The 26,476-nt window shown below is 68.4% G+C and carries 23 protein-coding genes; 7 read left to right on the top strand and 16 right to left on the bottom strand.

Annotation, left to right across the window (positions count from 1 at the left end):
• Positions 1-8: 8 nt before the first annotated feature.
• The 4 genes from H0264_RS00195 to H0264_RS00180 form a co-directional block, all read right to left on the bottom strand.
• A complete protein-coding gene (locus H0264_RS00195; protein WP_244976318.1) occupies positions 9-4,496 on the bottom strand; it encodes an alpha-(1->3)-arabinofuranosyltransferase in 4,488 nt (1,495 codons plus the stop codon).
• 37 nt (positions 4,497-4,533) lie between these two features.
• Positions 4,534-4,704: a DUF2613 domain-containing protein gene (locus H0264_RS00190; RefSeq protein WP_181582076.1), complete on the bottom strand. Its 171-nt coding sequence runs from the start codon at positions 4,702-4,704 to the stop codon at positions 4,534-4,536.
• A gap of 105 nt (positions 4,705-4,809) precedes the next feature.
• Positions 4,810-5,901: an isochorismate synthase gene (locus tag H0264_RS00185; protein WP_181582075.1), complete on the bottom strand. Its 1,092-nt coding sequence runs from the start codon at positions 5,899-5,901 to the stop codon at positions 4,810-4,812.
• A gap of 110 nt (positions 5,902-6,011) precedes the next feature.
• Positions 6,012-6,497, bottom strand: a complete 486-nt coding sequence (locus H0264_RS00180) for a universal stress protein (protein WP_181582074.1) — start codon at positions 6,495-6,497, stop codon at positions 6,012-6,014.
• Positions 6,498-6,750: 253 nt separating this feature from the next.
• Here H0264_RS00180 and H0264_RS38215 point away from each other — a divergent pair, with 253 nt between their 5' ends.
• Positions 6,751-7,191: a hypothetical protein gene (locus H0264_RS38215; protein WP_220139928.1), complete on the top strand. Its 441-nt coding sequence runs from the start codon at positions 6,751-6,753 to the stop codon at positions 7,189-7,191.
• Positions 7,192-7,198: 7 nt separating this feature from the next.
• Positions 7,199-8,548, top strand: coding sequence for an ADP-ribosylglycohydrolase family protein (locus H0264_RS00175; RefSeq protein WP_220139927.1), 1,350 nt, complete (start codon positions 7,199-7,201; stop codon positions 8,546-8,548).
• A gap of 75 nt (positions 8,549-8,623) precedes the next feature.
• Here H0264_RS00175 and H0264_RS00170 read toward each other — a convergent pair whose 3' ends face one another.
• The gene (locus H0264_RS00170) at positions 8,624-9,040 is read right to left on the bottom strand and encodes a hypothetical protein (protein WP_181582072.1); all 417 of its coding nucleotides are present in this window, start codon (positions 9,038-9,040) and stop codon (positions 8,624-8,626) included.
• 148 nt (positions 9,041-9,188) lie between these two features.
• The gene (locus tag H0264_RS00165; protein WP_181582071.1) at positions 9,189-10,511 is read right to left on the bottom strand and encodes an acetyl-CoA C-acetyltransferase; all 1,323 of its coding nucleotides are present in this window, start codon (positions 10,509-10,511) and stop codon (positions 9,189-9,191) included.
• A gap of 185 nt (positions 10,512-10,696) precedes the next feature.
• Here H0264_RS00165 and H0264_RS00160 point away from each other — a divergent pair, with 185 nt between their 5' ends.
• Positions 10,697-12,055, top strand: coding sequence for a 3-oxoacyl-ACP reductase (locus tag H0264_RS00160; RefSeq protein WP_181582070.1), 1,359 nt, complete (start codon positions 10,697-10,699; stop codon positions 12,053-12,055).
• Complete coding sequence (locus H0264_RS00155) at positions 12,052-12,924, top strand: MaoC family dehydratase (RefSeq protein ID WP_420832021.1); 873 nt, start codon at positions 12,052-12,054, stop codon at positions 12,922-12,924. The genes H0264_RS00160 and H0264_RS00155 overlap by 4 nt, the downstream gene beginning before the upstream one ends.
• 414 nt (positions 12,925-13,338) lie before the next feature.
• On the opposite strand, the gene H0264_RS38925 is transcribed toward H0264_RS00155, so the two are convergent.
• The 4 genes from H0264_RS38925 to gnd form a co-directional block, all read right to left on the bottom strand.
• Complete coding sequence (locus H0264_RS38925) at positions 13,339-14,529, bottom strand: DUF5685 family protein (protein WP_181582069.1); 1,191 nt, start codon at positions 14,527-14,529, stop codon at positions 13,339-13,341.
• A gap of 105 nt (positions 14,530-14,634) precedes the next feature.
• A complete protein-coding gene (locus H0264_RS00145) occupies positions 14,635-15,234 on the bottom strand; it encodes a TetR/AcrR family transcriptional regulator (RefSeq protein WP_181582068.1) in 600 nt (199 codons plus the stop codon).
• A gap of 190 nt (positions 15,235-15,424) precedes the next feature.
• A complete protein-coding gene (locus H0264_RS00140) occupies positions 15,425-16,591 on the bottom strand; it encodes a glycoside hydrolase family 3 N-terminal domain-containing protein (protein WP_181582067.1) in 1,167 nt (388 codons plus the stop codon).
• Between the two features lie 17 nt (positions 16,592-16,608).
• Positions 16,609-17,637 (bottom strand): phosphogluconate dehydrogenase (NAD(+)-dependent, decarboxylating), encoded by a 1,029-nt coding sequence (gene gnd, locus H0264_RS00135; RefSeq protein ID WP_181585175.1) that lies wholly within the window; start codon positions 17,635-17,637, stop codon positions 16,609-16,611.
• A 316-nt stretch (positions 17,638-17,953) separates the two neighbouring features.
• On the opposite strand from gnd, the gene H0264_RS00130 reads away from it, so the two are divergent.
• Positions 17,954-19,699 carry a VanW family protein gene (locus H0264_RS00130; RefSeq protein ID WP_244976070.1) on the top strand — a complete coding sequence of 582 codons (1,746 nt, stop codon included), beginning with the start codon at positions 17,954-17,956 and terminating at the stop codon, positions 19,697-19,699.
• Here H0264_RS00130 and H0264_RS00125 read toward each other — a convergent pair.
• The 3 genes from H0264_RS00125 to H0264_RS00115 form a co-directional block, all read right to left on the bottom strand.
• Entirely contained in the window at positions 19,686-20,135 is a 450-nt protein-coding gene (locus tag H0264_RS00125; protein WP_181582065.1) for a hypothetical protein, read from the bottom strand. The genes H0264_RS00130 and H0264_RS00125 overlap by 14 nt on opposite strands.
• 165 nt (positions 20,136-20,300) lie before the next feature.
• Complete coding sequence (locus tag H0264_RS39270) at positions 20,301-20,513, bottom strand: DoxX family protein (protein ID WP_220139926.1); 213 nt, start codon at positions 20,511-20,513, stop codon at positions 20,301-20,303.
• A gap of 73 nt (positions 20,514-20,586) precedes the next feature.
• The gene (locus H0264_RS00115; protein WP_181582064.1) at positions 20,587-22,413 is read right to left on the bottom strand and encodes an acyl-CoA dehydrogenase; all 1,827 of its coding nucleotides are present in this window, start codon (positions 22,411-22,413) and stop codon (positions 20,587-20,589) included.
• Positions 22,414-22,737: 324 nt separating this feature from the next.
• On the opposite strand from H0264_RS00115, the gene H0264_RS00110 reads away from it, so the two are divergent.
• Positions 22,738-23,346 carry an alpha/beta hydrolase family protein gene (locus H0264_RS00110; protein WP_181582063.1) on the top strand — a complete coding sequence of 203 codons (609 nt, stop codon included), beginning with the start codon at positions 22,738-22,740 and terminating at the stop codon, positions 23,344-23,346.
• Here H0264_RS00110 and H0264_RS00105 read toward each other — a convergent pair.
• Positions 23,274-23,708 carry a DUF6463 family protein gene (locus tag H0264_RS00105; RefSeq protein WP_181582062.1) on the bottom strand — a complete coding sequence of 145 codons (435 nt, stop codon included), beginning with the start codon at positions 23,706-23,708 and terminating at the stop codon, positions 23,274-23,276. The genes H0264_RS00110 and H0264_RS00105 overlap by 73 nt on opposite strands.
• A gap of 58 nt (positions 23,709-23,766) precedes the next feature.
• Here H0264_RS00105 and H0264_RS00100 point away from each other — a divergent pair, with 58 nt between their 5' ends.
• Positions 23,767-24,357 (top strand): TetR/AcrR family transcriptional regulator, encoded by a 591-nt coding sequence (locus tag H0264_RS00100; RefSeq protein WP_244976069.1) that lies wholly within the window; start codon positions 23,767-23,769, stop codon positions 24,355-24,357.
• Positions 24,358-24,370: 13 nt separating this feature from the next.
• On the opposite strand, the gene H0264_RS00095 is transcribed toward H0264_RS00100, so the two are convergent.
• Positions 24,371-25,105 (bottom strand): class I SAM-dependent methyltransferase, encoded by a 735-nt coding sequence (locus H0264_RS00095; RefSeq protein ID WP_181582061.1) that lies wholly within the window; start codon positions 25,103-25,105, stop codon positions 24,371-24,373.
• Positions 25,106-25,284: 179 nt separating this feature from the next.
• On the bottom strand, positions 25,285-26,394 hold the full coding sequence (locus H0264_RS00090; protein WP_181582060.1) for a DUF4185 domain-containing protein: 1,110 nt from the start codon (positions 26,392-26,394) through the stop codon (positions 25,285-25,287).
• Positions 26,395-26,476 lie beyond the last annotated feature (82 nt).

The raw sequence follows: 26,476 nt of genomic DNA, 5'->3' as shown, positions 1-26,476 counted from the left end.
CCGCAGCCTCAGTCCGAATCGCGGGCCGGGAGTGCGGCGAGCCCCACCGCGACGATCGCGACCAAGGCCGGGAACTGTGTCCACAGCGACCCGCCCATGTATCCCTCGGGTGAGCGCCACGGCCCGGTCGACAGGGCCGCCGCACAGACGGCGGTCCCCAGCCCGGCGGTCCAGACGAGAATGCGCGACCAGTTGCCGGGCGCGAACCGCACCGCGAGCAGTCCCGCCACCGCCAGCACCAGCCCGGTGGGCCCGCCGATCAGACCGGCCGCGGCAGTCACAGCGACCGCGCCGACCGTGCGGCTCTGCCAGGCGCGCGGCGCCGGACCCGGATCGCGCACGCGCCGCGTTCCCGCCCGGAAGGCCAGCGCCACAAGCGGAATGAGCAGCAGCAGGCCGCCGAAGATGGCCGCCCGGTACCAGCGGTCGGCGGGGAAGCTGACGGTGATCGGCCCGGAGGCGCCCTCCGGCACCAGCCACGCCTGCTGCCAGCCGTCGATCACCACCGGGTCGAGGGTGCGGCCGTCGGCGGTCTCGGCCTTCCAGCCGACATTCGTGCTCAGCGGCAGCACCAGCAGCTGCGCTCCCTCGGGCGCCCGCACCGATGAGGGGGACAGCGGGGCGTCCTCCGGATTCACGTGCGTGCGACCGGGATTCCCGGCGTCGAGACCCGAACTCTCGGAATCCGACTCGGCGAGACCCGCATTCGGATCGTCGGCGATGGTGGGTGTCGCCGGTCGCTGCAGCCGGAGCTCGTCGACGCTGAACAGCTCGGTCGGTGCGACGGTCACGTCGATGCGGCCGGAGGGCAGGTCGAAGGTGGAGTCGGCGGCGTCGTCCATCGCGCAGACCTGTGCGGGCAGCGGTGCGCCGGAACGCAATTCGGCTGCGGTGCCGGTGGCCGTGGTGTGCAGGGTGCGGCCGGCCGCGGCGATGGTGGGGCCGTGCGCGCAGTCGATGGTGATGAGCCGGTCGGGATCGGCCGGTGCCGGGTATTCGGGGCCGAGGACGTTGATCTCGGCGAGCCCGGCGGGCTGATCCTGCGCGAAACCGAGCGCGGTGCGGTCCAGCACCGGCTTCCACGACTGGATGCTGAGTTCGATGCGGTCGGTGACGGCCGGGTACAGCTCGATGCGAGTGGGTTTGCCTGCGTCCGCATCCATTTCGCGAACCTGCGGGCCCGCGCCGAGATTCACCATGACCGAGGTCGGATGGGCGGGCAGATCGCCCAGGGACGGCGTGAGTTCCAGTCCGGTCACCAGTGTCGGTTCCGGAAGTTCGATGACCAGTGTGGGTTTCGGCCCGGTGGGGTTGCGCACCGTGGTTTCGGGTGCGATCCAGCTGGTGCGTGGGTCACCGTCGGTGGCGGCGAGTGCCGACCCGCGCGGATCGCCGACATCGGCCTGTCCGCGTGCGATCGGCCGATTCGGATCGGTGATGAGCGCGTCCAGCGCGGGACCCGGCCGGGTGCGGACGGTGAGTTCCGGTGTCACGGTGACCGGCTGGGGCACGGACAGCGTGCGCTCGAACAGGCCGGGTTCCTCGGCGGCGAGCGCCAGCCCCTTGCTGCAGCGCACCCGGTCGGGTGCGTCGAAACACGCACCGCGGCCGGGGAATTCCTGCCCGAGATCCCAGCCCAGCACTTCCGCGCCTGCGGGTGTAGGCGGCAGCACCGTGCGATGCCGGATGTCGATCGGGGCCGGATTGTCGCCGTCCGCGTAGTCGACGAGCTGAAGTTCCGCGATTCCGAATTGCCCACCGGCGGTGCCGTTCTCGGTGCGCGTGGCGGTGATCTTCACCCAGTCGGTCTTCCCCGGCGGCAGCGAGATCGACACCGGCGTACCGGGTTCGGCGATGCGCCCGGCCACCGTCCCCTTGGAGGTCTCGACCTCCACCCATTTCACCGGGCTGCCGATGGCGGCCGCGCTCGTGGTCAACCGCAGCACCCCCGAGCTGACCGGCTTGTCGAGATCCAGCCGAAGCCACTGCCCCAGTGCGTGTTCGGTGCCGTTGCTGATCCACGCGGTGGCCGGATCCCCGTCCACCACCGCCGCGGTCGAACTGCCGGGTGCGGCCCCGCCGAGCTGGGTGGCATCGGCGGCAGCGCTCGACACGGTGACGGTCGCCCCCGACCATTCGCCTTCGACCAGCTGCGCGCCGGGCACCGGATAGTCGGGCACCAGATTGTGTGTCCGTCGGGCGTCGGTGGGTGCCCGCAACGCCGAATTGTGGTTGTCCACCCGCCCGAAGTCGGCTTCCCGATCCATGGGTGTGTCGGTGACGGTGAGGGAGCGCACCGGCAGCCCGGCCGCCGCCGCATCCGCCGCGAGCAGCACGGGCCCGTTCGATGTGGCCGGATTCCGGCGCAGCCGCTCCAGCACCTCCGGCCCGCCCTCGACCACGGGCACGCTGTCCAGCGGCACCGTGTAAGCACCGGGAAATGATTGGGGCGCACCGGTTCCGCTGCGCACCTCGATCGCCGCATTGCCCGACTCGGCGGAGCCACCGTCGCCGCCGGTTGTGCTGCCCGGATCGCCGTTCGCACGCGCCGCGTCGCCGTTCCCGCCCTGTCCGGCGACCGGCGTGCCCGGTGGTTCGGCTTCGACGCGGTAGATCTCGATCGCCGGGTACGCGGGTCGTAGGTCGTTGTCGGCGACGAGTCCTTCGGCTTTCGGGGTTTCGACCGGATCGCCGAATTCGGTGACCTTGGTCAGCCCCGGCGATCCCTCGATGGCCCGGTGCGCCAGCATCGGCCGCGTGGAGCGCGAGGTGTCGGGGTCGAGGTCGTTGCGCAGCACCAGGATTCCGATGCCCTGAGCGGCGAGGGTGGCCGCGAGCCCGGTCGAGGGCCGCCCGTCCGCGATGAGCCGCTGCACCGAGTCCATGGCCCGGATCGCTCCGGGCGGGTTGAGCGGCACGGCGTCTCGCACCGCCCACGGGGTGCTCGCCAGCGCCTGGAGGGGTTCGTCGCGCGTCAGTCCCCACACCTGACTGGCGAACGGCGCGCCCGGCACGATCAGCGCGCGGGTGTCGGAGGCGTTGTGCGCCAGCCAGTCCGCGGTCTGGTGCCAGTAGTCCGGCACCTTGTCGTAATCCCCGCGCGGTGCGAGCTTCCCCGTCCACGCCAGTGAGGTGGACAGTGCCAGCGCGGTGAGGATCAGCGCCCCGACCGCCACCATCCGATCCCGTTCCGGATGCGCGAAGGCTTTGCGCCACACCGGCATCGGCACCGAGGCGGGCAGCGGCACCCGGCTCAGCAGCTGCGCCAGTCCGAGCACCAGCGGCAGCCGGATGAGCGGTTCCAGCTTGTGCACGTTCCGCAGCGGTGCGCCGCCGGAGTCCAGGAACAGCCGCACCTGCTCGGCGAACGGCCCGCCCAGCTGCCCGGCGTATCCGGCGCAGATGCCGACCAGTCCCACGCCCAGGATCAGCGCCAGCCGTCCGCGATACGGCATGGACCGCATGGCCAATCCCGCCATGCCCGCCGCCGCCAGCATCCCGGTGGCCAGCACGGCGGCAGGCTGCGTGACCAGCACCGCCCCCGCGATCCGCTCCGGCGACACGAACGGCGTCCAACTGTCGGTCCCGCGCAGCACCTCCCCGAGCGAGGCCCACTGGGTGGTCACCCCGGACGATTCGATGTAGTCCAGGAACGGCGGACTCACCTTGCCGAGCAACAGCAGTGGCACCACCCACCAGAAGGTGGCCAGCACCAGCAGCGGAATCCACGCCCGCGTGAACTGCCACCATCGCCGATTCGGCTGGAACGAGATCCACCACAGCGCGGCGGGCAGAAACGCCGCGGCGGTCGCCACCGCGTTGACCGACCCCATCAGTGCCAGTGCCAGCGCGCTCCCCGCCGGGGTCGCCGCACCCCAGCGGGGAGATCCGGCCTGAGCGCACACTTCCGGCTCTGATTCCGCCGTTTCGGCAGTTTCCCGCGCGATTGTGTGCGCTGAGGCCGGATGGCTCTCATTTCGCTTGCGCCGCAGCGCAACCCCGAGCGCGGCGGGGCCGAGGAGAACCCACGGCGCCAGCATCATCGGCAGCGTCTCCGACGAGATCGAGCCCAGGGTGGTGAGCACGCGCGGCGACAACGCGAAGGTGGTGGCGGCGATGATCCGCGACCCGCGGCTGCCGATCCCCAGGACCTCGCAGAGTTTGATGATTCCCCACCAGCCGGCGAGCAGCAGCAGCGCCCACCAGATGCGCTGGGTGACCCACGCGGGCAGGCCGAGCAGGTGGCCCAGCGAGAAGAACGCCCCGTGCGGAAAGAAGTACCCGTACGCCTGGTTCTGCACCTGTCCCATGGGAGCCTGACTGCTCCACAGGTGTGACGCGCGCTCGAGGAAGCCGAGCGGATTCTGCGCCAGGTCGTATTTGGTGTCGGCGACGGTGCGGCCGGGCGCCTGCAGGAACGTCAGCAGGAACGCGGCGAGAAAGGTGCCGAGCAGCCAGCGGCGGCCCAGCGGTTCAGTGTTCGGCGACCGGTCCACCGGACCGGTCGCCGCGGTTGGATCCTTGGTCAGCCCGTCAGCGGGCGCCGTACTCAACGTTGTTCAGCAGCGACGAGGAGGCGTCGCCACTGCGGTCGATATCGGGTCGCTTGTCCTGCGACGCCGCCATCGTGATGACCAGGACTGCGGCCAGCCCGACCAAGGCTCCACCGACAGCACTTGCTGCACCCGGGACGGCAAACTTCATCGCGGAACTCCCATACATCGACGCTTGTGCGTAACTCGAGCCAACCTAGCAGGTCGACGGCCCTGACGTGATCATGCACATACCGATTGCCCGGCTGAAACCCGTCTAGTTCGGGACTGCGCAGTTCAGGCTGCCGAGGAAGGTGCGGAGCTTGGCGGTGGTTTCGACCAGTTCGGTGTGCGGGTCCGAGGCCGCGACGATGCCGCCGCCGCCGAAGGCGCGCAGTGAGCGCCCGTCGGCGGAGAGTTCGGCGGAGCGGATGGCGACCACCCATTCGCCGTCGCCGCGGCTGTCGCACCAGCCGACCGCGCCCGCGTAGAAGCCGCGATCCTCCTCCATCTCGAGGATGGTTTCGAGTGCGAGGTCGGTGGGTGTGCCGCAGATGGCAGGTGTGGGGTGCAGCAGGACGGCCAGGTCCAGGGCCGAGATGCCCGGGTCGTTCAGCTTTCCGCTGATGGGTGTGGCCAGGTGCCAGACCTCGGGGGTGCCGAGCAGTTCCGGCGCGTCCGGGATCGTCAATTCACCGCACACGGTCTCGAGCCGCGCCCGGATCCATGCGATGACGAAGGCGTGCTCATCGTGATTCTTGGTGCTGGACAACAGTTCTCGCGCCTGCGCCTGGTCCGCCTCCGGATCGGCGAGCCGGGGCAGCGTGCCGGCCAGCGGGCGCAGCGTCACGGTATTGCCCTGTTTGGCGACCAGGACTTCCGGTGTCGCGCCGAGCAGTGTGTCGCCCGGCCGCCCGGCGGGTGTCAGGTCCACGGCGAACACATTGGCTCGCGGATGCCGGGTCACCAGGTGCGCCGCCACCACCTCGGGATCGAGGGGTTCCTCGGCTTCGGCGAGCAGGGAGCGCGCCGCGACCACCTTGCGCAGCGGCTGCGCCGGGTCGCCGAGCTGTTCGACGAGTTTCGTCACCCGCGCCACATGTTCTGCGGCACTGGGCATTTCGGAGACCACGCGCACGGCGGGCAGCGCGGGCACCGCGGCGGGCCGCCAGGGTCCGGCGGTGTGGAGGGCCTCGGCGGGCGCGCGCAGGGCGGCGGGCCGTCCGGGTTCGAAGGGCAGTGCGCCGACGATCAGGTCGGCGGCGCCGTCGCGCAGGGCGGCGGCAGCGCTCTGCGCGGTGTCGTACGCGGCGCGGGTTCCGGTCGTGCGTAGGACCCCGTCCGGTGTCGCGAGCAGAAATCCGTCCATGGTCTTTCCGACCCTAGTCCGCCGCGCGAGCCGTGGGGGCGGGGGAGCGACGCAGATCTCAGTCGCTCTCGTCACCCTGCCGCACCTGCGGGTTCAATGCTGTTGCGGCGTCAGCGTTTCGAGTCGGGTTCGCGTCCGGGCGGCACCATGAGCACCGGCCGATGGCAGTGCTTCAGCACCGCGTCCGCGACGCTGGAGTGCATGAGCGCCCGGATGCCGGTGGCGCCGCGCGTGCCCGCGACGATGATGTCCACGTCCAGTTCGTCGGCCACCTCCACGATGGCGTTCCAGATGGTGGTCGTGCATTCCACGGTGCGGGCTTCGGCATTGAGTCCGGCCAGCTTGGCGAGCCGGACCCCTTCGGAATTGATGGTCTTGGCGTCCACGAAGGCGACGTCCTCGATCTCCTCGTCGGTCACCCATTCCGGCTGCATGACCCCGGACAGCCCGGACATGCGCGCCGCCTGCCGCACCATGGGCTCCCAGGCGGTGAGCACCACGGCTCTGTCGGCGGCCAGGAACCGTCCCGCGTACTCCACGGCGCGCCGGGCGTTCTCGGACCCGTCGTAGGCGATCAGCATCAAGTCGCACGGCATGACGAAACCTCCAGTTCGGAGTGTCTGTCTCGTTACCGAGGTTACCCCCGCGCCGTGCGGAATCACGTGAGCTCGACACGTGGTGGGTACAGCCACTGGGAGTTTCGCGCATTGATACAACCGTTTGCGAACGATTCACCCAAACCGATGGCGTCGACGGCCCGGCCGGTTTTCACTGGAAAGGGTCGGCTCGTGCCGACGATCGACATCGCCGTCGTTGGAGCTGGGCCCGAACGAGGGGTGGATTGTGCGGTTGGACGAGCTGACGACCCCGCAGGAATGGGCACTGGTGTACCGGTCCCTGTTCGGTTTGCCGCACGTGCATGTGACCACCCCGGGTTTCGTGGTGCTGTCGCTGCAGGACACCGTGGCGGCCTTGAACACGCCGGAACCGTTGGGCGCCTTGATACTCGGCGAACTCACGGTGCGCGGCATCCCGGGCCCGGTGCTGGTGCGCGATCAGCCGCCGCGCCGCACGTTCCTGGCGGTGTTCGACGGGTATCCCGCGGACGAGTTCATCGAGCGGATGGAACGCAACAGCGTCGACATCGGCCCGCATCGCAGCAATGTCATCCTGCCCACGGGATTCGGCCGGCACACCCACGAGGGCCGATGGTGGGCGCGGGCGCCGCAGCGCGACGAGTCCCTGCCGCTGCTGTCGGAGGTGGTGGACGCGACCATGGCCGTCCTGTGAGGGTGCGGTGGGATCGATAGAGTCGGCGTTCTTCGGCCATCACGAGGCCGATCCGCGTGCCCTGCTGTTCTACGAGTGGTGTCAGCGCCGTGAATCCGGTTATGCGGTAGACGACTTCACCGAGGAGGTGTACGAACTCAGCCGCGTCGAACGACCGCTGGAGAAGGCATGCTGGCGGCTGCTGGAGCGCATCGAATCCGCTGCGCCCCTGCCTGATTGGCCGTATGTGGAGTGGCGGGACGTGAATGCGCCGGGCGCTGTGGATGATTCGCGTCCCCGGGTTGAGGCACCCGCCCTTCCGCCGGACGAGCTGTTCGACCGCATCCACGGCGGCTGGCTCGGCCGCTGCGCCGGCTGCACCCTGGGCAAGCCGCTGGAGAACGGCTTCGTCTGGACCCCCGCCCGCATCCGCGATTATCTCGAACCGGCCGGCGGCTATCCCCTGCGCGACTACGTCCCGGTGCGCGATCCCATGCCCGAAGGCATCGAATTGCATTGGACCTGGCCGGAATCCACCCGCGACCGCATCGACGGCTGCCCCCGCGACGACGACCTCGACTACACGATCCTCGGCCTGCACCTGCTCGAACAGCACGGCCCGGACTTCACCCCCGACGATGTGGCGTCCCTCTGGCTGGAGCGTCTCCCCTTCCTGCAGACCTACACCGCCGAACGCGTCGCCTACCGCAATCTCATCGACGGCTACACCCCACCCGACACCGCCACCTTCCGAAACCCCTACCGCGAGTGGATAGGCGCGCTCATCCGCGCCGACATCCACGGCTACACCAACCCCGGCGACCCCGCCCGCGCCGCCGCCCTGGCCGCCCGCGATGCCTCGATCTCCCACGTGGGCAACGGCTCATGGGCCGCCCAGTGGGCGGCGGCCCTGGTCGCCGCCGCCTTCACCGCCGACTCCCCGCACACGGCCCTCACCACCGCGCAGCGGTTCGTCCCCGAGCGCTCCCGCCTGGCCGCCGGCCTCTCGGAGGTCCTGGAAGACCACCGTCGCGGCTTCCCGTGGGAGCATTCCAACGCCGCCATCCGCGCCCGCTACGGCCGCTACAACTGGGTGCACGCGATCGGCAACGCCTGCTGCATCGCCGCCGGATTACTCTGGGGCGAAGGCGATTTCACCCGCACCATCGGTCTGACCGTACAGGCGGGCTGGGACACCGACTCGAACGGAGCGACCGCCGGCTCCGTGGCGGGCATTCTCACCGGCGCATCGAGAATCCCTGCCCGGTGGACCGCTCCCCTGCACGACCGATTACGCAGCGCCGTAACCGGTTACGACGGCAGCAGTATTTCCGATCTCGCCGGTCGCACCCGCGACCTGGCGGTGAGATTCGGATAGGTCATGGAGGTGGGAACCGAACTCCGCAGCCGATCACGATGCTATCGGCGTAACAGATTGGGGGCCAAAGGGTTTTCAGCCCACCGGTGCGTGTGAGCCGAAGCCCTGCAGCCAGCCTTTGCCCGAGCCCGAACTCATGACCCCGAGCACGAGGTCGGACAGTGCGCTGCCCGGTCCGATGAGGGCCTGCGCCGAGCCTGTGGTCAGAACGTCATTGCCGAGCGCCGATCCGGAGCTCGCCAGATCGCCGGATCCGCTGCCTGCGATGTCGGCGTTGGAGCCGCGCTGCAACTGGCTGGATCCGGTCAGCAAAGCCCTGGCCAGTTGCCCCGACCCGGTGCCGAGCTGGGTGGCCAGATCGGTATCGAGCAGCGCGGAACCGGAGTCCACGGCGACGGGCTCGAGCGGAATGCCTTCCGCGTGAGCGTTTCCCGCTCCCGCGTGCAGGGGAAGTCCGAGGGCGATAGCGGTCAGCGCGAGACGGTATTTCATGAGCATGCCTTCCTGGGGCGGCCGCCAGCCTAGGAAGATCGCCCCGAATTGAAACGCCCATATTTCTTATGGCAGCGAGAAGGGCGGTGCCCGGTCCTCGAACCGGGCACCGCCCTCGGCGTTCCGAAGGGCCTGAGCCCCGGGGTCTTTAGCGCTCGACGATCGCCACGACGCCCTGCCCACCGGCGGCGCAGATGGAGACGAGGGCGCGGCCGCCGCCCTTCTCCGCCAGCTGCTTGGCGGTCTGGGCGATGATGCGGCCGCCGGTGGCGGCGAACGGGTGGCCCGCGGCGAGCGAGGAGCCGTTCACGTTCAGCTTGGAGCGGTCGATGGAGCCCAGCGCGCCGTCGAGGCCCAGGCGCTCCTTGCAGTACTGGTCGGACTCCCACGCCTGCAGGGTGGCGAGCACCACGGAAGCGAAGGCCTCGTGGATCTCGTAGTAGTCGAAGTCCTGCAGGGTCAGGCCGTTGCGGGCCAGGATGCGCGGCACGGCGTAGGTCGGCGCCATGAGCAGGCCGTCCGGTCCGTGGATGTAGTCGACGGCCGCGACCTCCGAATCCACCAGGTACGCAAGCGGCTTCAGGTTGCGCTCGGCGGCCCACTCGTCGGTGGACAGCAGCACGGCCGACGCGCCGTCGGTGAGCGGGGTGGAGTTGCCGGCGGTCATGGTCGCGCCACCGGCCTTGACGCCGAACACCGGCTTCAGGGTCGACAGCTTCTCGATGGTCGAGCCCGGACGCAGGTTGTCGTCGCGGGTCAGCCCGAGGAACGGGGTGATGAGGTCGTCCATGAAGCCGCGGTCGTAGGCGGCGGCCATGTTCTTGTGCGACAGGTAGGCCAGCTCGTCCTGCGCCTCGCGGGAGACGCCGAACTCCTTGGCGGTGATGGCGGCGTGCTCACCCATCGAAAGTCCGGTGCGCGGTTCGGCATTGCGCGGGATCTCGATGCCGACCATGGACGGCCGCAGGCGGCCGACCAGCTTGACGTAGTCCTTGTTGTTCTTGGCGCGGTTGGCGTCGAGCATCCACTCGCGCATGCTCTCGCTCACGCCGATCGGCGCGTCGGAGGTGGTGTCGGTGCCGCCGCCGACGCCGGCCTCGATGCGGCCCAGCGCGATGCCGTCGGCCACGGTCTGGATGGCCTGCAGGCCGGTGCCGCAGGCGAGCTGCAGGTCGTGGGCCGGGGTGTACGGCGACAGGGTGGAACCGAGGACGCTCTCGCGGATCATGCCGTGCTCGCCGACGCGCTTGAGCACCGCGCCGCCGACGACCATGCCCAGCCGCTCGCCCTGCAGGCCGAAGCGGCTGACGAGGCCGTTCAGGGCCGCGGTGAACATGTCCTGGTTGGAGGCGTGCGCGTACTTGCCGTCGGAGCGGGCGAACGGAATGCGGTTACCGCCGAGGATGGCAACCGGGCGGGCCTGCTTGGTGTTCTTGGCCGCGGTCTTCGCCGAACGGGCTTTGGTGGTCACTCGAGTCTCCAGTGTCTCGTCGGTTGGTTCCGGCTTTATGTGGTCCCGCGGGACCGGCGTCAGTCGGTTTACATTAAACTTACTCTGGAGTAAGTTCATTTGTCGACACCGTACCCCGCCCGTGTGCGCAACACCGCCCTGGGGATGGCAAAGAAACGCAAACCGACTCAGAGAAGGTAGGAACAGTGGCAGCCAGCAAGAGCAAGGGTGCTCCGAACCTGTACGGATCGTTCATCCACTCCGCCCCCGGCGCGTTCCTGGCCAGCAAACTCGGCCTGCCGCAGCCGGAAACCCTGCGCCGCTACCAGGCCGGCGAGCCCGCCCTCCCCGGCCCGGTGCTCGTCGGTGGCAAGGGCCGCGTAGCTGATTCGGTGCGGAACCTGCTGTCGGACTACACCTTTGTGGATTCCGTCACCCCCGGCGTGAAGTTCGGCGCGCTGGTCTTCGACGCCACCGGCATCAAGACCATCGAGGAGCTCGAGCAGCTCTTCCAGTTCTTCCAGCCCGCCATGCGCAGCATCGCCCCGTCGGGCCGCGTGCTCGTCATCGGCACCACCCCCGAGCTGTCCGCGTCGGTCGACGAGCAGATCGCCCAGCGCGCGCTCGAGGGCTTCTCCCGCTCGGTCGGCAAGGAGCTGCTGCGCGGCGCCACCGCCAACCTGGTCTACCTGCACCCCGAAGCCGCTTCCGCCGCAACGGGTCTGGAATCCACCCTGCGCTTCATCCTGTCCGGCAAGTCGGCCTTCGTCGACGGCCAGGTCTTCCGCGTCGGCAAGGACGACTCCACCGCCCCGGCCTCGTGGGACAAGCCGCTGGAAGGCAAGGTCGCGGTCGTGACCGGTGCCGCCCGCGGTATCGGCGCCACCATCGCCGAGGTCTTCGCCCGCGACGGCGCGACCGTGATCGTCGCCGACATCCCGGCCGCCGGTGAGGCGCTGTCCGAGACCGCCAACAAGGTCGGCGCGACCGCCCTGGCCCTCGACGTCACCGCCCCCGACGCCGCCGAGAAGCTGGCCGAATTCGCCACCGAGCGCTTCGGCGGCATCGACATCGTCGTGCACAACGCCGGCATCACCCGCGACAAGCTGCTCGCGAACATGGACGAGGGCCGCTGGAACTCGGTCATCAACGTGAACCTGGCTGCCCCGCACCGCATTACCGAGGGCCTGGTCGCCAAGGGCGCGCTCAAGGCCGGCGGCCGCGTCATCGACGTGTCCTCCATCGCCGGTATCGCCGGTAACCGCGGCCAGACCAACTACGGCGCCTCCAAGGCCGGTGTCATCGGCATGGTGAACGCCGAGGCCCCGAAGCTGGGCGAGAAGGGCATCACCATCAACGCGGTGGCCCCCGGCTTCATCGAGACCGCCATGACCGCCGCCATCCCGCTCGGCACCCGTGAGGCCGGCCGCCTGCTGTCCTCGCTGCTGCAGGGCGGTCAGACCGTGGACGTCGCCGAGACCATCGCCTACTTCGCCTCCCCGGCGTCGAACGCGGTGTCCGGCAATGTGGTTCGCGTCTGCGGCCAGGCCCTGATCGGAGCATGATGTCGCAGACCATCAACCTCACCGAGGTGCCCAAGAACTCCGGGCTGTTCGTGAAGGCCGCGCTGGGCGCGGTGCCGGTGCCGGGTCCGCTGAACGCCCGCGGCTCGAAGATCCCGGACCGCAAGGTGCGGCTGGAGGGCTTCAAGGTCGATCCCGATCACCTGGCCGCCTACTGCCGGGCGACCGGTCTGCGGTTCAGTGACGCGCTCCCGCTGACCTACCCGTTCGTGCTCAGCTTCCCGCTCGCCATGCAGCTGGTCGTCGCCCGCGACTTCCCGTTCGTGGCGGTCGGCGCGGTGCACGCGGAGAACGTCATCGAACGCACCCGCGAGATCTCGGTGTCGGAGCCGCTGGACTTCGAAACCCACATCGAGAACCTGCGCGAGCACCCGAAGGGCCTGCTCGTGGACGCCATCACCGAGGTGAGTGTGGGCCGGGAACTGGTGTGGCGGCAGGTCACCACCTTCCTGCACCAGCAGCGCACCTCGCTGTCGGGCGGGCCGAAGCCGGAACCCAAGCCGGACGAGGTGCCGCCGCCCCCGCTGCGGCAGCTGCGCGTCGATCAGAAGATGATCAACCGCTACGCCAACGCCTCGGGTGACCACAACCCGATCCACACCTCGGCCCTGGGCGCCAAGGCTTTCGGCTTCCCGAAGCCCATCGCGCACGGCATGTGGTCGGCGGCCGCCATTCTCGGCGCCGTCGAGGGGCGCATCCCCGAAAAGGCCACGTACACGGTGAAATTCGGCAAGCCGATCTTCCTGCCGTCCACCGTGAACCTGTACGCGGATCAGGTCGCGGGCGGCTGGGACCTGTCCCTGAAGCATCCGAAGAAGGGTTTCCCCCACTTCACCGCGACCATCCGCTAACCTGAACAGCTCTCACACAGAGTTGGTCTCCCGGACAGGGAGGGACGAGAGCCGCGCACCGATTCCGCCGTATGTGGCTTGGCAGGGGTTTCGACATCCGGCCGAATCGGAGCGCGGCTCTTTCGTATTCGCGACCCGCCGTGCGACTGTCCGGGCTGCACGAATATTTGTGGGCCGTAGCCTGCCTGCTGACTGACGAGGCTTGCCAACTTCCTGTGGATCCTTCCCGAAGTGACTGGGACACAGGTACCGTGCTCAGTTGGCTGCTCCGCACGCCGGCCGTTCGCGACCGGACCGCGGGGCGGTAACGATCCCCAGGTGGGTGGGGCCAAGGGTCGCGCACTGGTCCGCCGTCGTATGTGGTCTCGCAGGGGTGTCGACATCCGGCCCGAATCAGCGCGCGACCCTGTCGTTTCAGCAGTCGCAGCAGCAGCCGTCGCAGCAGCAATCGTCACCGCAACCGCTGCAGCAATCACACGCGTCACAGCAGTTCTTGCACCGGCGACGGCAATTGCACCGGTCCACCCATGCGTTGCGGCGATGCCCGCTACACGGCCGGGTGTGGTCCTTGCAGCACGCGTATCCGGTGCAGTACTGCGAGAGGATGATTCCGATCCCCTCGAGCAGGCCGGGTTTCCGGTGCCGCGGCGGCTTCGTGGTGTCACCGCGGACGACGGCCACCACGCCGTCCTCCGACTGCGCCGCATGATCGTTCCCGCACGCGTGCGCGCTGCACGCCCGCACGGCCCCCGTCACCCGCCAGATCCGCCGCACCACCCCGTTCAGCGGGTCGAGCAGCATCCACCGCACCGTGGCCACTCGTTCCAGCGCGACCCGCGCCAAGGCCGCCCGCAGGGCCGAATTCGATTCCCGCAGCAGCGAATGCGCGTCCTCCGCGCTGGTCCCGGTGGCCGCCAGCGGATTGAACCGCCCCGCCGCCCGATCCTCGTCCAGATCCTCGATCGCATCCGCCAGATGCGCGATCCGCCCGAAATGCCACCCGGCTTCCCGCAGCGCCTCAGCGTTTTCGGGCCGCCCCGCCAGAATCGCCGTGTGCGCGAACAACTCCGCCGCACACACCTGCGTCGGCGCGGTCAGCCGATCCAGCTCGAGCTCCCCGGAGAGTCGGGTTTCCAGCTCCGCCTGGGAATCGATTGCGGCGATGAGAGGTTCGATGTCGAGCCCGATCGGAGCCGCCGCCGCGCGGGCCTGGGTGCGCCAGCGCGTGGAGACCCGGCGCATCGGACGGGTCGACAGCCGCCCGGTCTGCCCGTCGTCCACGTGATCGCGAATCTTGGCCGCCCCCAACAGGAGTGACGCGGTGGCGGCGAGCTGAACGCCGGGGGAGCCGGCCGTCGCCACCGGGACCCGGCGCATGCCGCGCAGCGGACAGGGCGCGGCGGTCGTGCGCTCGGCCTCGGTCGGCTGCTGCGCTTCGGTGAGCACGCCGAGCACGAGCGCGTCGGTATTGGTGGCCGCCCGCGCCAACTGCCCGTGCCCGTCGCGCAGGCCCAGGCAGAGCCCGCACATATGGGTTTGCCAGGTGGTGGCGTCGATCCCGTACTCCGCCGCGCTGTGCGCACAGGGCTTCAGCAAGCCGAACATTCGCGTTTCCCCGTCCCCGGCCGTGTCCAACCCGGCCGTCCTACACCACAAATCGTGCGAACTGTGGCAGGAGGTTAACGCGGACGCTCACCCAGGGGGAAGGGCCTACGCGTCCTTCTTCTTGCCGGACAGACCGCGCCAGGCGAGGTTGTCCAGCAGGTCGACGGCCTCGGCCATCTCGACCTGCCCGCTGGCGACCCGGTCGGCGATGGCCTCGCCGGCCCCGATCACCGCCACCGACACCACTTCGAAATTGGTGCCGGGCTCGGCGTATTTCGCACTGGATTCGAGCAGTTTCGCGGTGAGCTCGATGATCCGTTCCCGGCTGTTGGCGATCTCCGACGCGAACGGTTGCTGATTGATGGCCTGCCGATACAGCACCTGCCACGACAGCCGGTTCTTGTCGACATAGGACAGGAACGCCTCGAGCCCGGCGCGCAACTGCTCGTGCGGCGTCAGTTTGGGGTTGCCGGCCACCGCGACGGCCTCGATGAACCGGATGCTCTCGCGGTGGATGCAGGCGCGGAACAGTTCATCCTTGGAGCCGTAGTACAGGTAGAGCATGGGCTTGGAAATCTTCGCCTCGGCGGCGATCGCGTCCATCGAGGTGTCGTGATACCCCTTGAGCGAGAAGACCTCTACGGCGGCGTCGAGCATCTGCTGCTCGCGCACAGCGCGAGGTAGCCGTTTCGTTCCGCCTGCCATTCACTCTCCTAGGACACGTTGAAGCCCTTATCTTACTCCAAGGTAAGTTCCAAGACCGCCAATTGCCCCGCATTCGCTAGAAGCGCACTCCATCAACCCGGAAACCCCCCAGAAACTCCCACCCAGTAACGGGGGCCGGGGGCAGCGCCCCCGATTCCGGGGGTCCGGGGGCAGAGCCCCTGGGAAAAATTCAGCACTGCGGAGCGGTGCCTTTGAACTTTGCCATGCGAAGCACCGAGGCATCCACCTGGCTTCCCGGTAGACGGCCGGCCTCCACCGCCGACACCAGCCGATCGAGCACGCTCGACACCGCGTCGGTGGTGATCCACAGCGCGTTGTCGGCACCCGCTACCAAGGCCGCTTCCACGGCATCTTCAATGCTCATGCGGCTGGTGATGGCCGCCATGCCGCCGAGATCGTCGGTGAAGATCACGCCGTCGAAAGGTGCCGCGCCGTACCCGGTGCCCTTGCGCAGGAGATCCATCACTTCCGGGCTGATGCTGGCCGGAACGTTCGGCGTAGTGAGCCCCGGCACGTCCAGGTGCCCGACCATGACCGCCGCGCCCGACCCGACCAGCGCCCGATACGGCACCAGGTCCTTCTCCTGCAACTGCGCCAGCGGCGGCGTGCGCACCGCGCCGGTGTGCGAGTCGCCGGACCCGGAACCGTGGCCCGGGAAATGCTTCATGACCGCGCCGATCCCGGCGTCCTGCAGCGCCCGGATCTGCGCGTCCGCGTACTCCACCACCACGTCCGGATCATTCGAATAGGACCGGTCGCCGATCACGCTGTCGTCGGGCTGGCTGCTGACATCCACATCCGGGGCGAAATCCACGGTGATGCCCAGCGCCTTCATCTTTCGCGCCCGCACCAGACTGTCCTGGTAGTACTGCTCGGGCGAGATGCCGCTCGCCACGATCTCCCGCGCCGACGGCACCGTCCCGATGAGCGCGCCCAGTCGTGAGACCCGCCCGCCCTCTTCGTCGATGGTCACCATGAGCGGCGTGCGGGAAGCCTTGGTGACCTCGGTTATCTGCTGGTTGGCCAGCAATGCCCGATCGGTCCAGCCGCCGATGAAAATGCCGCCGATCTGCTCGGTCCGCACCACGTTCTCGGCATCGTCCGCGCCCGTGACACCGACGGTCAGCAACTGGGCCAGCTTCTGCCGCAGCGTGAACTGCGCCAGATAGCCGGCCTTGCAATCCTGTTGCGCCGGTTGGGTTGTGACGGGTGCCGTCGTGCTGCCCGGGTCGGTGCTGCTCGACGCCGAGCCCTGCGACGGTCCGCTACTACTCCCCGAGCAAGCGGTCAGCACGACCGCGGTGACTGCGAGCACTATCCCCGGAACAATGCGCATGCACCGACGGTAGCCGCTTACCGCTGCGGTAGCTCGTGGTGCCCGCCGAACGCCTTCCGCATGGCCGACAGCGCCTTGTCCGCGTACAGCGATTCGCCGCGTGAGGAGAAGCGCTGGAACAGGGCCGCGGACAGCACCGGCGCGGGCACGCCCTCGTCGATGGCGGCGTCCAGGGTCCAGCGGCCCTCACCGGAATCGGAGACGCGGCCGCCGAAGGAATCCAGGTTGGGATCGGCGTAGAGCGCCTCCGCGGTGAGGTCCAGCAACCACGAGGCCACCACCGACCCGCGCCGCCACACCTCCGTGACCTCCGGAATATCGATGTCGTAGCGGTAGAACTCGGGATTCTCCAGCGGTGTGACCTCGGCCGAATGCTCCTCGTCCTGCTGATTGCCCACATTGGCCTTGTGCAGGATGTTCATGCCCTCGGCGTAGGCGGCCATGGCCCCGTATTCGATGCCGTTGTGCACCATCTTCACGAAGTGCCCGGCGCCTGCGGGACCACAGTGCAGGTAGCCCTGTTCGGACTGCGCGGGTTCGCCGGTGCGGCCGGGCGTGCGGGGCGCGGCGTCGACGCCGGGTGCGATGGATTTCAGCAGCGGGTCGATGTGGGCGACCTGTGCGGCTTCGCCGCCGATCATCAGGCAGTAGCCGCGTTCCAGCCCCCACACGCCGCCGGAGGTGCCGATGTCGAGGTAGTGAATGCCCTTGGGCTGCAAGGTCTTCGCCCGTGCGATGTCCTCGTGGTAGCGGCTGTTGCCGCCGTCGATGATGATGTCGCCGGGCTCCAGCAGATCGGCGAGCTGGTCGATGACCGCCCCGGTGGCCCCGGCCGGAATCATGACCCACACCACCCGCGGTGCGTCGAGGGATGCCACGAACTTGGCCAGATCGGTGGTCCCGGAGAACTTGTCGCCGAGCTCGGCCGCGAGGTCGTCGATATTGGTCTGATGGCGTTCGTACCCGACCGCCGTGTGCCCGTCCCTGACGATGCGGCGCACGATGTTCGCGCCCATCCGACCGAGTCCGATCATTCCGAGCTGCATACTCATCTCCTCGAATCGTGTCGAGCTTCGGAAACCTCTCGCTTCATTGTCCCAGTCGAGGCTTACGGGAAATTTTTCCGGATCTGTGAAAGAGGTGTGTAACGCCGCGCCGGACCACCCGATAGACGGGGTGGCTCCGTGCTGTTGCCAGACCCCCGACCCGGCAACCGCACGGAGCTCTCTTCGTTCCCGGACGACCTGTTGCACAGAGTTTGCTGTCGGCCTGGGCATACTTCGGTTGTCGGTGCGGCCCACTATGGTGGGCGGTGGATTCGCGCCCTGTGAGTCCACGATCAGCCATTTGGGAGGATGGTTCGTGACCAGCGGAAGTCCCGGGCGTCACGCGCGTGAGCGTCAGCCGGATCGGAATTCGGCGCCTGCACAGCAGTTTCTGAACTCCACGGCGGCGCGTCGGGCGGGAATCGCCGCAGGTGTGCTGATGGCTGCGGGCGGGCTGGCTTTCGCGGCGGACTGGTCGCTATCGTCCGGGCATGTGCCGCGCGGAGTGCAGGTCGCCGGTATCGACATCGGCGGCCTGGAGCGGGCACAGGCGCAAACCCGTTTGGAAACCGAGCTGAATCAGCGTGTGGCACAACCGTTGACGGTGCAGATCGGTGATGTGCAGGCCACCCTGGTGCCGCGCGACGCGGGCCTGTCGGTGGACTGGGACGGCACCTGGGAGCGCATCGGCAGCCAGCCCGTGAACCCCCTCACCCGGCTGGCCTCCTTCTTCAGCACGCGAAATGTGGAGCCCGCGGCCGTCATTGCCGACTCCGCCATGACCGCCCAGCTGGACGCGCTGCGCGCGCACGACCGCCAACCCGTCGAGGGCGGAATCGTTTTCGAGGACGCGCGGCCGGTGGGCGTGTACCCGGTGCCCGGCCGGGTGCTGGACGTTCCGGCAGCTCGCACTGTGCTGTCCGAACATTGGGCCGACGGCTCGGTGCTGGAACTGCCCGCCGTGGAAACCCAGGCGCAGGTGACGCAGGCCGCCGTGGACCGCACCCTGCGCGAGGTGGCGCAGCCCGCCGTGCGCGCCGCGGTCACCTTCACCGGCAAGGGCGGCAATGGCGTGCTCGAGCCCGCGCAGATCGCCGCCGCGCTCACCTTCGCGCCCGACGGCCAAGGCGGACTTGCCGCTTCGTACAACAACGACGCGTTGATCGCCGCACTGAAACCCCAGCTGCACAGCACCGAGATCGAGCCGAAGGACGCCACCTTCAACGTGTCCGGCACTCGCGCCACCGTGGTGCCGTCGGTGGTGGGCGACACCATCAAGTGGGACAAGACCCTGGAAGGTCTTCCCGCCCTGCTGCTTTCACCCTCGGACAGATCGAAGACCGTCGTCTACGAACAGGTCAAGCCCAAACTGGTCACCGAGGACGCCGAAAAGCTCGGTGTCACACAGGTTGTCGGCTCGTTCACCACGAGTGGTTTCAGCGGTCCCTCCGGCGTGAACATCCGCACGGTCGCGCAGAAGGTGGACGGCGCGGTCGTCAAGCCCGGAGACACCTTCTCCCTCAACGATTTCACCGGCCCCCGCGGCGTCGAACAGGGCTACGTCGAATCCGGCATCATCAACAACGGCCGCCCCAGCACCGCGGTCGGCGGCGGCATCAGCCAGTTCGCCACCACCCTCTACAACGCCGCCTATTTCGCCGGCATGGAGGACGCGGGCCACACCGAGCACAGCTACTACATCTCCCGCTATCCGGCGGCGCGCGAGGCCACCGTCTTCGACGGCGCCATCGACCTGAAATTCCGCAACAACACCCCCTACGGCGTCTTCATCGAGACCGTCACCACCGGCTCCGACGTCACCGTCCGCCTGTGGAGCACCAAAACCGTAGAGGTCGAGTCGATCACCGGCGACCGCACCAAGCCCACCGACCCCAAGGAGATCACCCTCCCCAAGGGCAAGGAGTGCATAGCCTCCGAGGGCGCCCCCGGCTTCACCACCTCCGACACCCGCGTAATCCGAGACTCCAAGTCCGGCAAGGAAATCTCCCGCACCACCCGCACCGTCAAATACGACCCCATCCCGGTCGTCAAGTGCGAGTAGCCCTTTCCCGCCGCCCTGCCGGAAGTTCATCGACACCCCAGGACGCTGCCGCGACCCCGGCCGCGCACCCGCTCAGCGGCAGCGTCCACAGCAGCTGCTCATGCAGCCCCGGCAGATAGTCGAGCAGATACCCCCGGCTCAGCACCCACCCCGCGAACGCTGCGACCAGTACCGAACCCCATACCGATGCCCACACCGCTCCCCGCCCCGGCGTCAGCCCGGCCACCGCCAGCCCGGCCACACACGCACTCAACACCAGGTACGGCAGATAGACCTGGACGGCCGCCGCGAAGGACCCGCCCCCTTCGAGATCCCGCAGGGGATCCGCAGTCGGCCGAGTTGTCCACAGCCCCATCCCGATTCGTCCCCAGCCCGCCACCGCAATCCACGTCCCCGCAACCTGCAGTCCATAGGCAATTCCCCGGAAATACCCCACGCCCCAACGCTATCCACAGCCCGTGGACAGATCTTGGGACAACTGTGGAGATTTCGCGCAGACCCCCTCGCGCACCTCAGCCCCTGACCCCGAGCACCAACGCCACGATCACCGGCGCCACGAACAACACCGGATACGGAAGATCCGAGTACACCCGCGCCCGCATCACCACAACCACAGGTGGTCGCAACCCACCAGCAACCCCACCGCCCCAACAGTTTTCGCACTCCCCAGCCACGGCAGCCAAGACCGCGGCACCCCATAACGGTCCATATTCGCCAGAATCCAACCCGGCCTCAGAAAGTCCGCCGCAGCTCCCTCAACGCTATCCGCGCCTCGTACCGAGCACCATGACCGCAGCCTGGCCGGTTTGCCCACCCCTCCATACGAGTCCGGCCCCCGCACCGAAAAGGTGCGGGGGCCGGGAGATCTCAGAGAGTTCGCTCTAGCCTCAGAAGGCGGCTTCGTCGAGCTCCATGATGTCGTTGTCCAGGTTGGACAGCACGGTGCGGACCGAGGTCAGCTCCGGCAGGATGTTGCGGGCGAAGAACTGCGCGGTGGCGATCTTGCCCTGGTAGAAGGGCTCGGTGGAGCCGTTGTCGAGGGCCTTGATGGCGACCTCGGCCTGCTGCAGCAGCTGCCAGCCGATGAGCAGGTCGCCGACGGCCATCAGGAAGCGGACCGAACCCAGGCCGACCTTGTAGAGCTCCTTCGGGTCCTGCTGGGCGCCCATGAGGTGCCCGGTCAGGGTGGCGGCCATGGCCTGCACGTCCTCGAGGGCGGTGGCGAGCAGCTTGCGCTCGGCCTTGAGGCGGCCGTTGCCACCCTCGCGCTCGATGAACTTCTGCACCTGGCCGGCCACGTGGGCCAGCGCCACGCCGCGGTCGCGGGCGATCTTGCGGAAGAAGAAGTCCTGCGCCTGGATGGCGGTGGTGCCCTCGTACAGCGAGTCGATCTTGGCGTCGCGGATGTACTGCTCGATCGGGTAGTCCTGCAGGAAGCCGGAGCCACCGAAGGTCTGCAGCGATTCGGTCAGGTACTGGTAGGCGCGCTCGGAGCCGACACCCTTGACGATCGGCAGCAGCAGATCGTTGACGCGGTGCGCCAGGTCGTGGTCCGCACCCGAAACCAGCTGCGCCACATCGTCGTTCTGGTGCGCGGCGGTGTACAGGTAGATGGCGCGCAGGCCCTCGGCGTACGCCTTCTGGGTGGCCAGCGAGCGACGCACGTCCGGGTGGTGGGTGATGGTCACGCGCGGCGCGGCCTTGTCGGTCATCTGGGTCAGGTCGGCGCCCTGCACGCGGATCTTGGCGTACTCCAGCGCGTTCAGGTAACCGGTCGACAGGGTGGCGATGGCCTTGGTGCCCACCATCATTCGAGCGTTCTCGATGACGTCGAACATCTGCGCGATACCGTTGTGCACCTCGCCGACCAGCCAGCCCTTGGCGGGCACGCCGTGGCCGCCGAAGGTGACCTCACAGGTGGCCGAAACCTTGATGCCCATCTTGTGCTCGACATTGGTGACGAAGACACCGTTGCGCTCACCGAGGGTCTCGGTCTCGAAGTCGAAGTGGTACTTCGGCACGTAGAACAGCGACAGGCCCTTGGTGCCCGGTCCGGCGCCCTCGGGGCGGGCCAGCACCAGGTGCATGATGTTCTCGAACAGGTCGTCGGAGTCACCGGAGGTGATGAAGCGCTTGACGCCCTCGATGTGCCAGGAGCCGTCTTCCTGCTGAACCGCCTTGGTGCGGCCGGCGCCGACGTCGGAGCCCGCGTCGGGCTCGGTCAGCACCATGGTGGCGCCCCAGTTGCGCTCGGCGATGATCTGAGCCCACTTCTTCTGCTCATCGGTGCCGTTGTTGTAGAAGACCTGCGCGAAACCGGCGCCGGCGGCGTACATCTGGGCCGGCGGGTTGGCGCCGAGGATCATTTCGCCCAGCGCCCAGCCGATGACGGAGGGGGCGCCCAGGCCGCCGAGCTCCTCGCGCACCGGAACCTTGGACCAGCCGGCGTCCTCGAGAGCCTTGTAGCTCTTCTTGAAGGAGGCGGGGAGGGTGACGGTGTGGGTCTCGGGGTCGAAGGTCGGCGGGTTGCGGTCGCCGTCTTCGAAGGAGTCCGCGAGCGGGCCCTCGGCGAGGCGACGCACCTCGGAGAGCATTTCCTTCACGGTCTCGGTGTCGAGATCGCCGTAGGCGCCGCTGTCGAGCAGGCTGCCCAGGCCGAGGACCTCGAAGAGGTTGAACTCGAGGTCGCGAACGTTGGCCTTGTAGTGACCCATGGTCGTACTCACTCTCCATTGAGGATGGGTGCGGTTCGGTGTGTCCCGTTCCCGCCCGTCAGGTCTCCACCGTGTAGACACCGTAAAGCAGTGCTACTGGCGGGTAACTTATGCGCCATGTTACCGAGCGGTAGGGGCTCCGCCAAGGCGATCTCGGCCGAATGTGATCGAAAGCACGCGGGTTGCCCGCAGGTCGCAGACCCCTTGCGCCCAAGGGGATCCCGAAGCCGCAGCTAGCGCCCGTCCTCACCGGGCGGGAGCTGCGGCGATGAGGATTCGGCGACCGCGCGAACGACTCGGCGACGGCGCTGGTTACCGTTCGCTATGCGCATCGACACGAGTGCCGGTCCGGCTGAGGTGGAGATCGACCGGCCGGGGAAAAAGAAGCCGAAGTTCCTGCTCGTCCTGACGCACGGCTCCGGTGGCGGAGTCGATGCGAAAGACCTTCTCGCCGTGCGGGATTCCGCAGTCGAGCTGGGTGGTGCGGTGGCGCTGGTGACCCAGCCCTACCGGGTCGCGGGCCGCCGCGCCCCCGGCAAGGCCGACGTGCAGGACGCCGCCTGGCTGGAGATCATCGCCGCGCTGCGCCAAGAGTTCACCAAGACGCCTTTGATACAGGGCGGCCGCAGCAATGGCGCCCGCGTGGCCTGCCGGACCGCCCGCGAGGCCGGGGCGCGCGGCGTTCTCGCCCTCTCGTTCCCTCTGCATCCGCCCGGCAAGCCGGAGAAGTCGCGCCGCGAGGAACTCCTGGCTCCCGGCGACATCGAGGTGCTCGTGATCAACGGCTCCCGCGACCCGTTCGGCATCCCGGATGCCGCCGATGCCGCGGAAGTCCATGTCGTTCAGGGCCAGGCGCATTCCTACCGTGCGGGATTCGACGAAATCGCCGGCGCCGCGATGCCCTGGCTCTCCCGCTGGGCGGGCTTGGCCTGACGATCGGCCGCGAGCAGCAGCCCGACCGCGACCCAGGCGACCAGCCATGGCGCCGGTTCGGCGATCGCAGCGGCGACCGCGATCCAGAGCCCGACCGTCCAGGCGATGAACGGCGGCGGCACGATGCCGCGGTTGTCCATCCACAGCACGAGCGCGCCGACGAGGGCGAGCGGAACTCCGAAGCTGCCCACCGACATCCAGAACGCGCCGGTGCTCGAGTCCATCTCGGCAATGCTGTCGCTCACGGTCCACAGTTCGAAGCCGAACCATGCGCCGGCGTGGTGCGGGGCCGTGAGTGCGAGTCCGAGCGCGGTGTGCGCGGCTCCGAGGAAAACGAGGATGCGACCTGCCCACTTGACCATCGGAACTCCTAATACGGAACTGATAGTTTCGATACTTCTGGTTCCGTATAGTAGGGCCGTGCCGCAACCGAAACAAGCAGTCGGACGCCCCCGCGACAGTCAGGTGGATCACGCCATTGCCCGCGCCACCCGGGAGCTACTGGGCGAGCGCGGCTACGCGGGCCTCACCGTGGATGCGGTCGCGGCCCGCGCCGGCATCGGCAAGGCGGCCATCTACCGGCGGTTCGCGACCAAGCAGGAAATGATCTTCTCCGTCGTCATCCACGACATGCGGGAGGTCGCGCCGCCGGACACCGGTTCGCTGCGCACCGATCTCGCGGCGCTCACCGCGACGGTCGCCGGACAGCTCGCCAGCGCACCGACCGATGTGGTCAACGGGCTGCTCGCCGACATCTACGCCGATTCGGCTCTCGGGGAACGGTTCTCGGGCACCTTCCTGGCGCGGCAGCGCGAGGTGATCACCGAACTTCTCGAACGTGCCCGTGACCGTGGCGAATTGGCGGCGCTGCCGGACCCGATGACGGTGCACGCCCTCGTGCTCGGGCCGATCTTCGTGTGGCTGCAGGTGTTCCAGGGCGATCCGGAGCAACTGCCGGAACTTACTGCGACAGTTGCGAATTCGGTAGCGGCCACCCTGATGCCCGGATAAGCCCGGGCGCGGTTCACAACTGCGGGCCCAGGGCCGGCGGTTCGATGGGCGGATCGAGTGCGAGCGGCTGTGCGGGCGGAACGTCCGGCGCCGGCTTGTACGCGACCACCAGCGCGTCGATGGCATCGCGATCCTCGGTGGGCCGCTGCACCCGGCCCGCCACCCGGATGGTGAGTTCCTCGGCCGGTCCGAGATCGGCGAGGATGTCCTCGGGCGTGAAGGTGATCGCCGGATCCTGTTCGCCCCCATAACCTTCAGTGATATTGAGGGTGTCGTTGCCGAGCACCACGAGAGTGCCCTCCGGTGACAGCATTTCGGCCGCACGCAACAACAGCGCCCGCCGCTCCGCAGCCGGAATATGCACGTGCGCAAGGAGAATCAGTTCGTACGGCCCGGTGATTCCCGCACTCTCCAGCGCGGTGACATCCGCCCAGTGCCAGTGGATCCGCCCCCGCACCGACCGCGACAGCCGCGACGCCACCGTCCGCCCCTTGTCGATCCCGGTCTGCGAGTAGTCGACCGCGTCCACCTGCCACCCGTGCGTGGCCAGCCACAGCGCGTTGCGCCCCTCCCCGCACCCGAGGTCGAGCGCCCGCGGCAACTCCGGCCGCGGCTCCCCGATCCCGAACCCGCCGAGCGGCAACTTCCGCTCCAGCCCGAACACCTGCTCCACCACGGTGTCGCTCGGCGGTGCACCCCACACCAATTCGGTGCGTGAGTAGTGCTCGTCCCAAGCCGCGGCATCCATGCCCACGAGTGTATGAGCTCCCCGAAAACGCGAATCGGCCGCGAACACCGTTGTGTTCGCGGCCGAGGCCCCTGAGCGCCAGGAGTCGGAAGTCCGCGGTCCTCGAGCGCCAGGGGCGGAAGGCTGGAGCCCCGCTCCTGGGGGTTCGGGGGCGAAGCCCCTGAGAGCCCCTCTGAGAGTTAGAGAGTGGTCTTCATGAGGATCACGTTGTACTGGCTGTGCACGGTCGTGAGGAAGTACAGGTCACGCCCGGTCTGGTACGGGAAGATCGAGGGCGCGTAGGCCGTCGGCAGTTCACGCGTGTCGATCAGCACCGACGGCGCGCTCCACGGCCCTTCCGGGCTGGGTGCGGTGTACATGACGACCGAGTTCCACGGATCGGTGGTCAGCATGATGTATTGCCCGAGGTAGTCGTTCCACATGACCGACATCTCCGACACCCCGCCGCCGATGACCGGCGCGGCCGCGTTCACATCACCCTTGACCCACTTGTCGCCGTTCCAGTACTCGTACGCCCCGAGATCGGCGATGGCCTGCTCCGGCACACGCGCCACATACGCGGCATTGTTGCGTCCGGACGCGGTCCCGTACTCGTAGACGAACCCGCCCGCCTTGAGGAAGGCGTTCATCTGGAAGTTCCCGTTGGCGCCCTCGTCGGGCCGCCGGGTGGCCGGCAACTCCACCCAGTTCTCCCCGTTGTCGCCGGAGACGGCGAGCCCGGAGAAGTTGGTGGTCCACTGCCCGACGTCGTCCCAGGTCTTCACCGACATGAGGCTCATGTACTGGGTTCCGTCCACGGAGATGGCTGCGGTGGGAATCCGGCTGATCTCCAGGAATGGAATCTTGGGGCTGGGGATGAGGTCGCGCGCCTGCCCGAACACGTCGCGCACCACGCTGTCGAAGTAGATGCCGTTGGACGGGTCCTGGGTGTGTGACCGCACCAGAATGTTGGACCGCCACGCCCAGGTGCTGCCGACCAGCAGGTTGGGGAAGCCGAGGCCCGCGGTGTCACCGAAGGCGGTGAGCATTTCGCCGTGCCCGTTGTCCCACATGATGCCCAGGTCGGTGCCGAGCACGTTGTAGGTCTGGGTGTTGTTGGGGCTCTGCATGCCGGTCACCTGGAAGACGGCCTTGCTGCGCCCGGGGAGTTGGGGCAGGCCGTTGGTGCCGTTGAGCACGGGGATGGGGTTGATGGCGTTGGGGTTGGCCGAGGCTTGTGTGGTCACGGTGAGGAGCAAGGCCGAGGCTCCTGCGATTGCGGACAGCAGCAGGGAAGCGGACTTGTTCAACGCGTGGGCCCTCCGGTTCTCGCCGACTTAATGAGCGGACCACACGGTATGTGACGGGCCGCACAAAGTGTTCAGCTCGCTG

Origin of the sequence: Nocardia huaxiensis (assembly GCF_013744875.1) — a bacterium.
Classification (GTDB): Bacteria; Actinomycetota; Actinomycetes; order Mycobacteriales; family Mycobacteriaceae; genus Nocardia; species Nocardia huaxiensis.
Note: the sequence above shows the minus strand (reverse complement) of the source record. Positions and strands in the feature narration are given on the sequence as shown.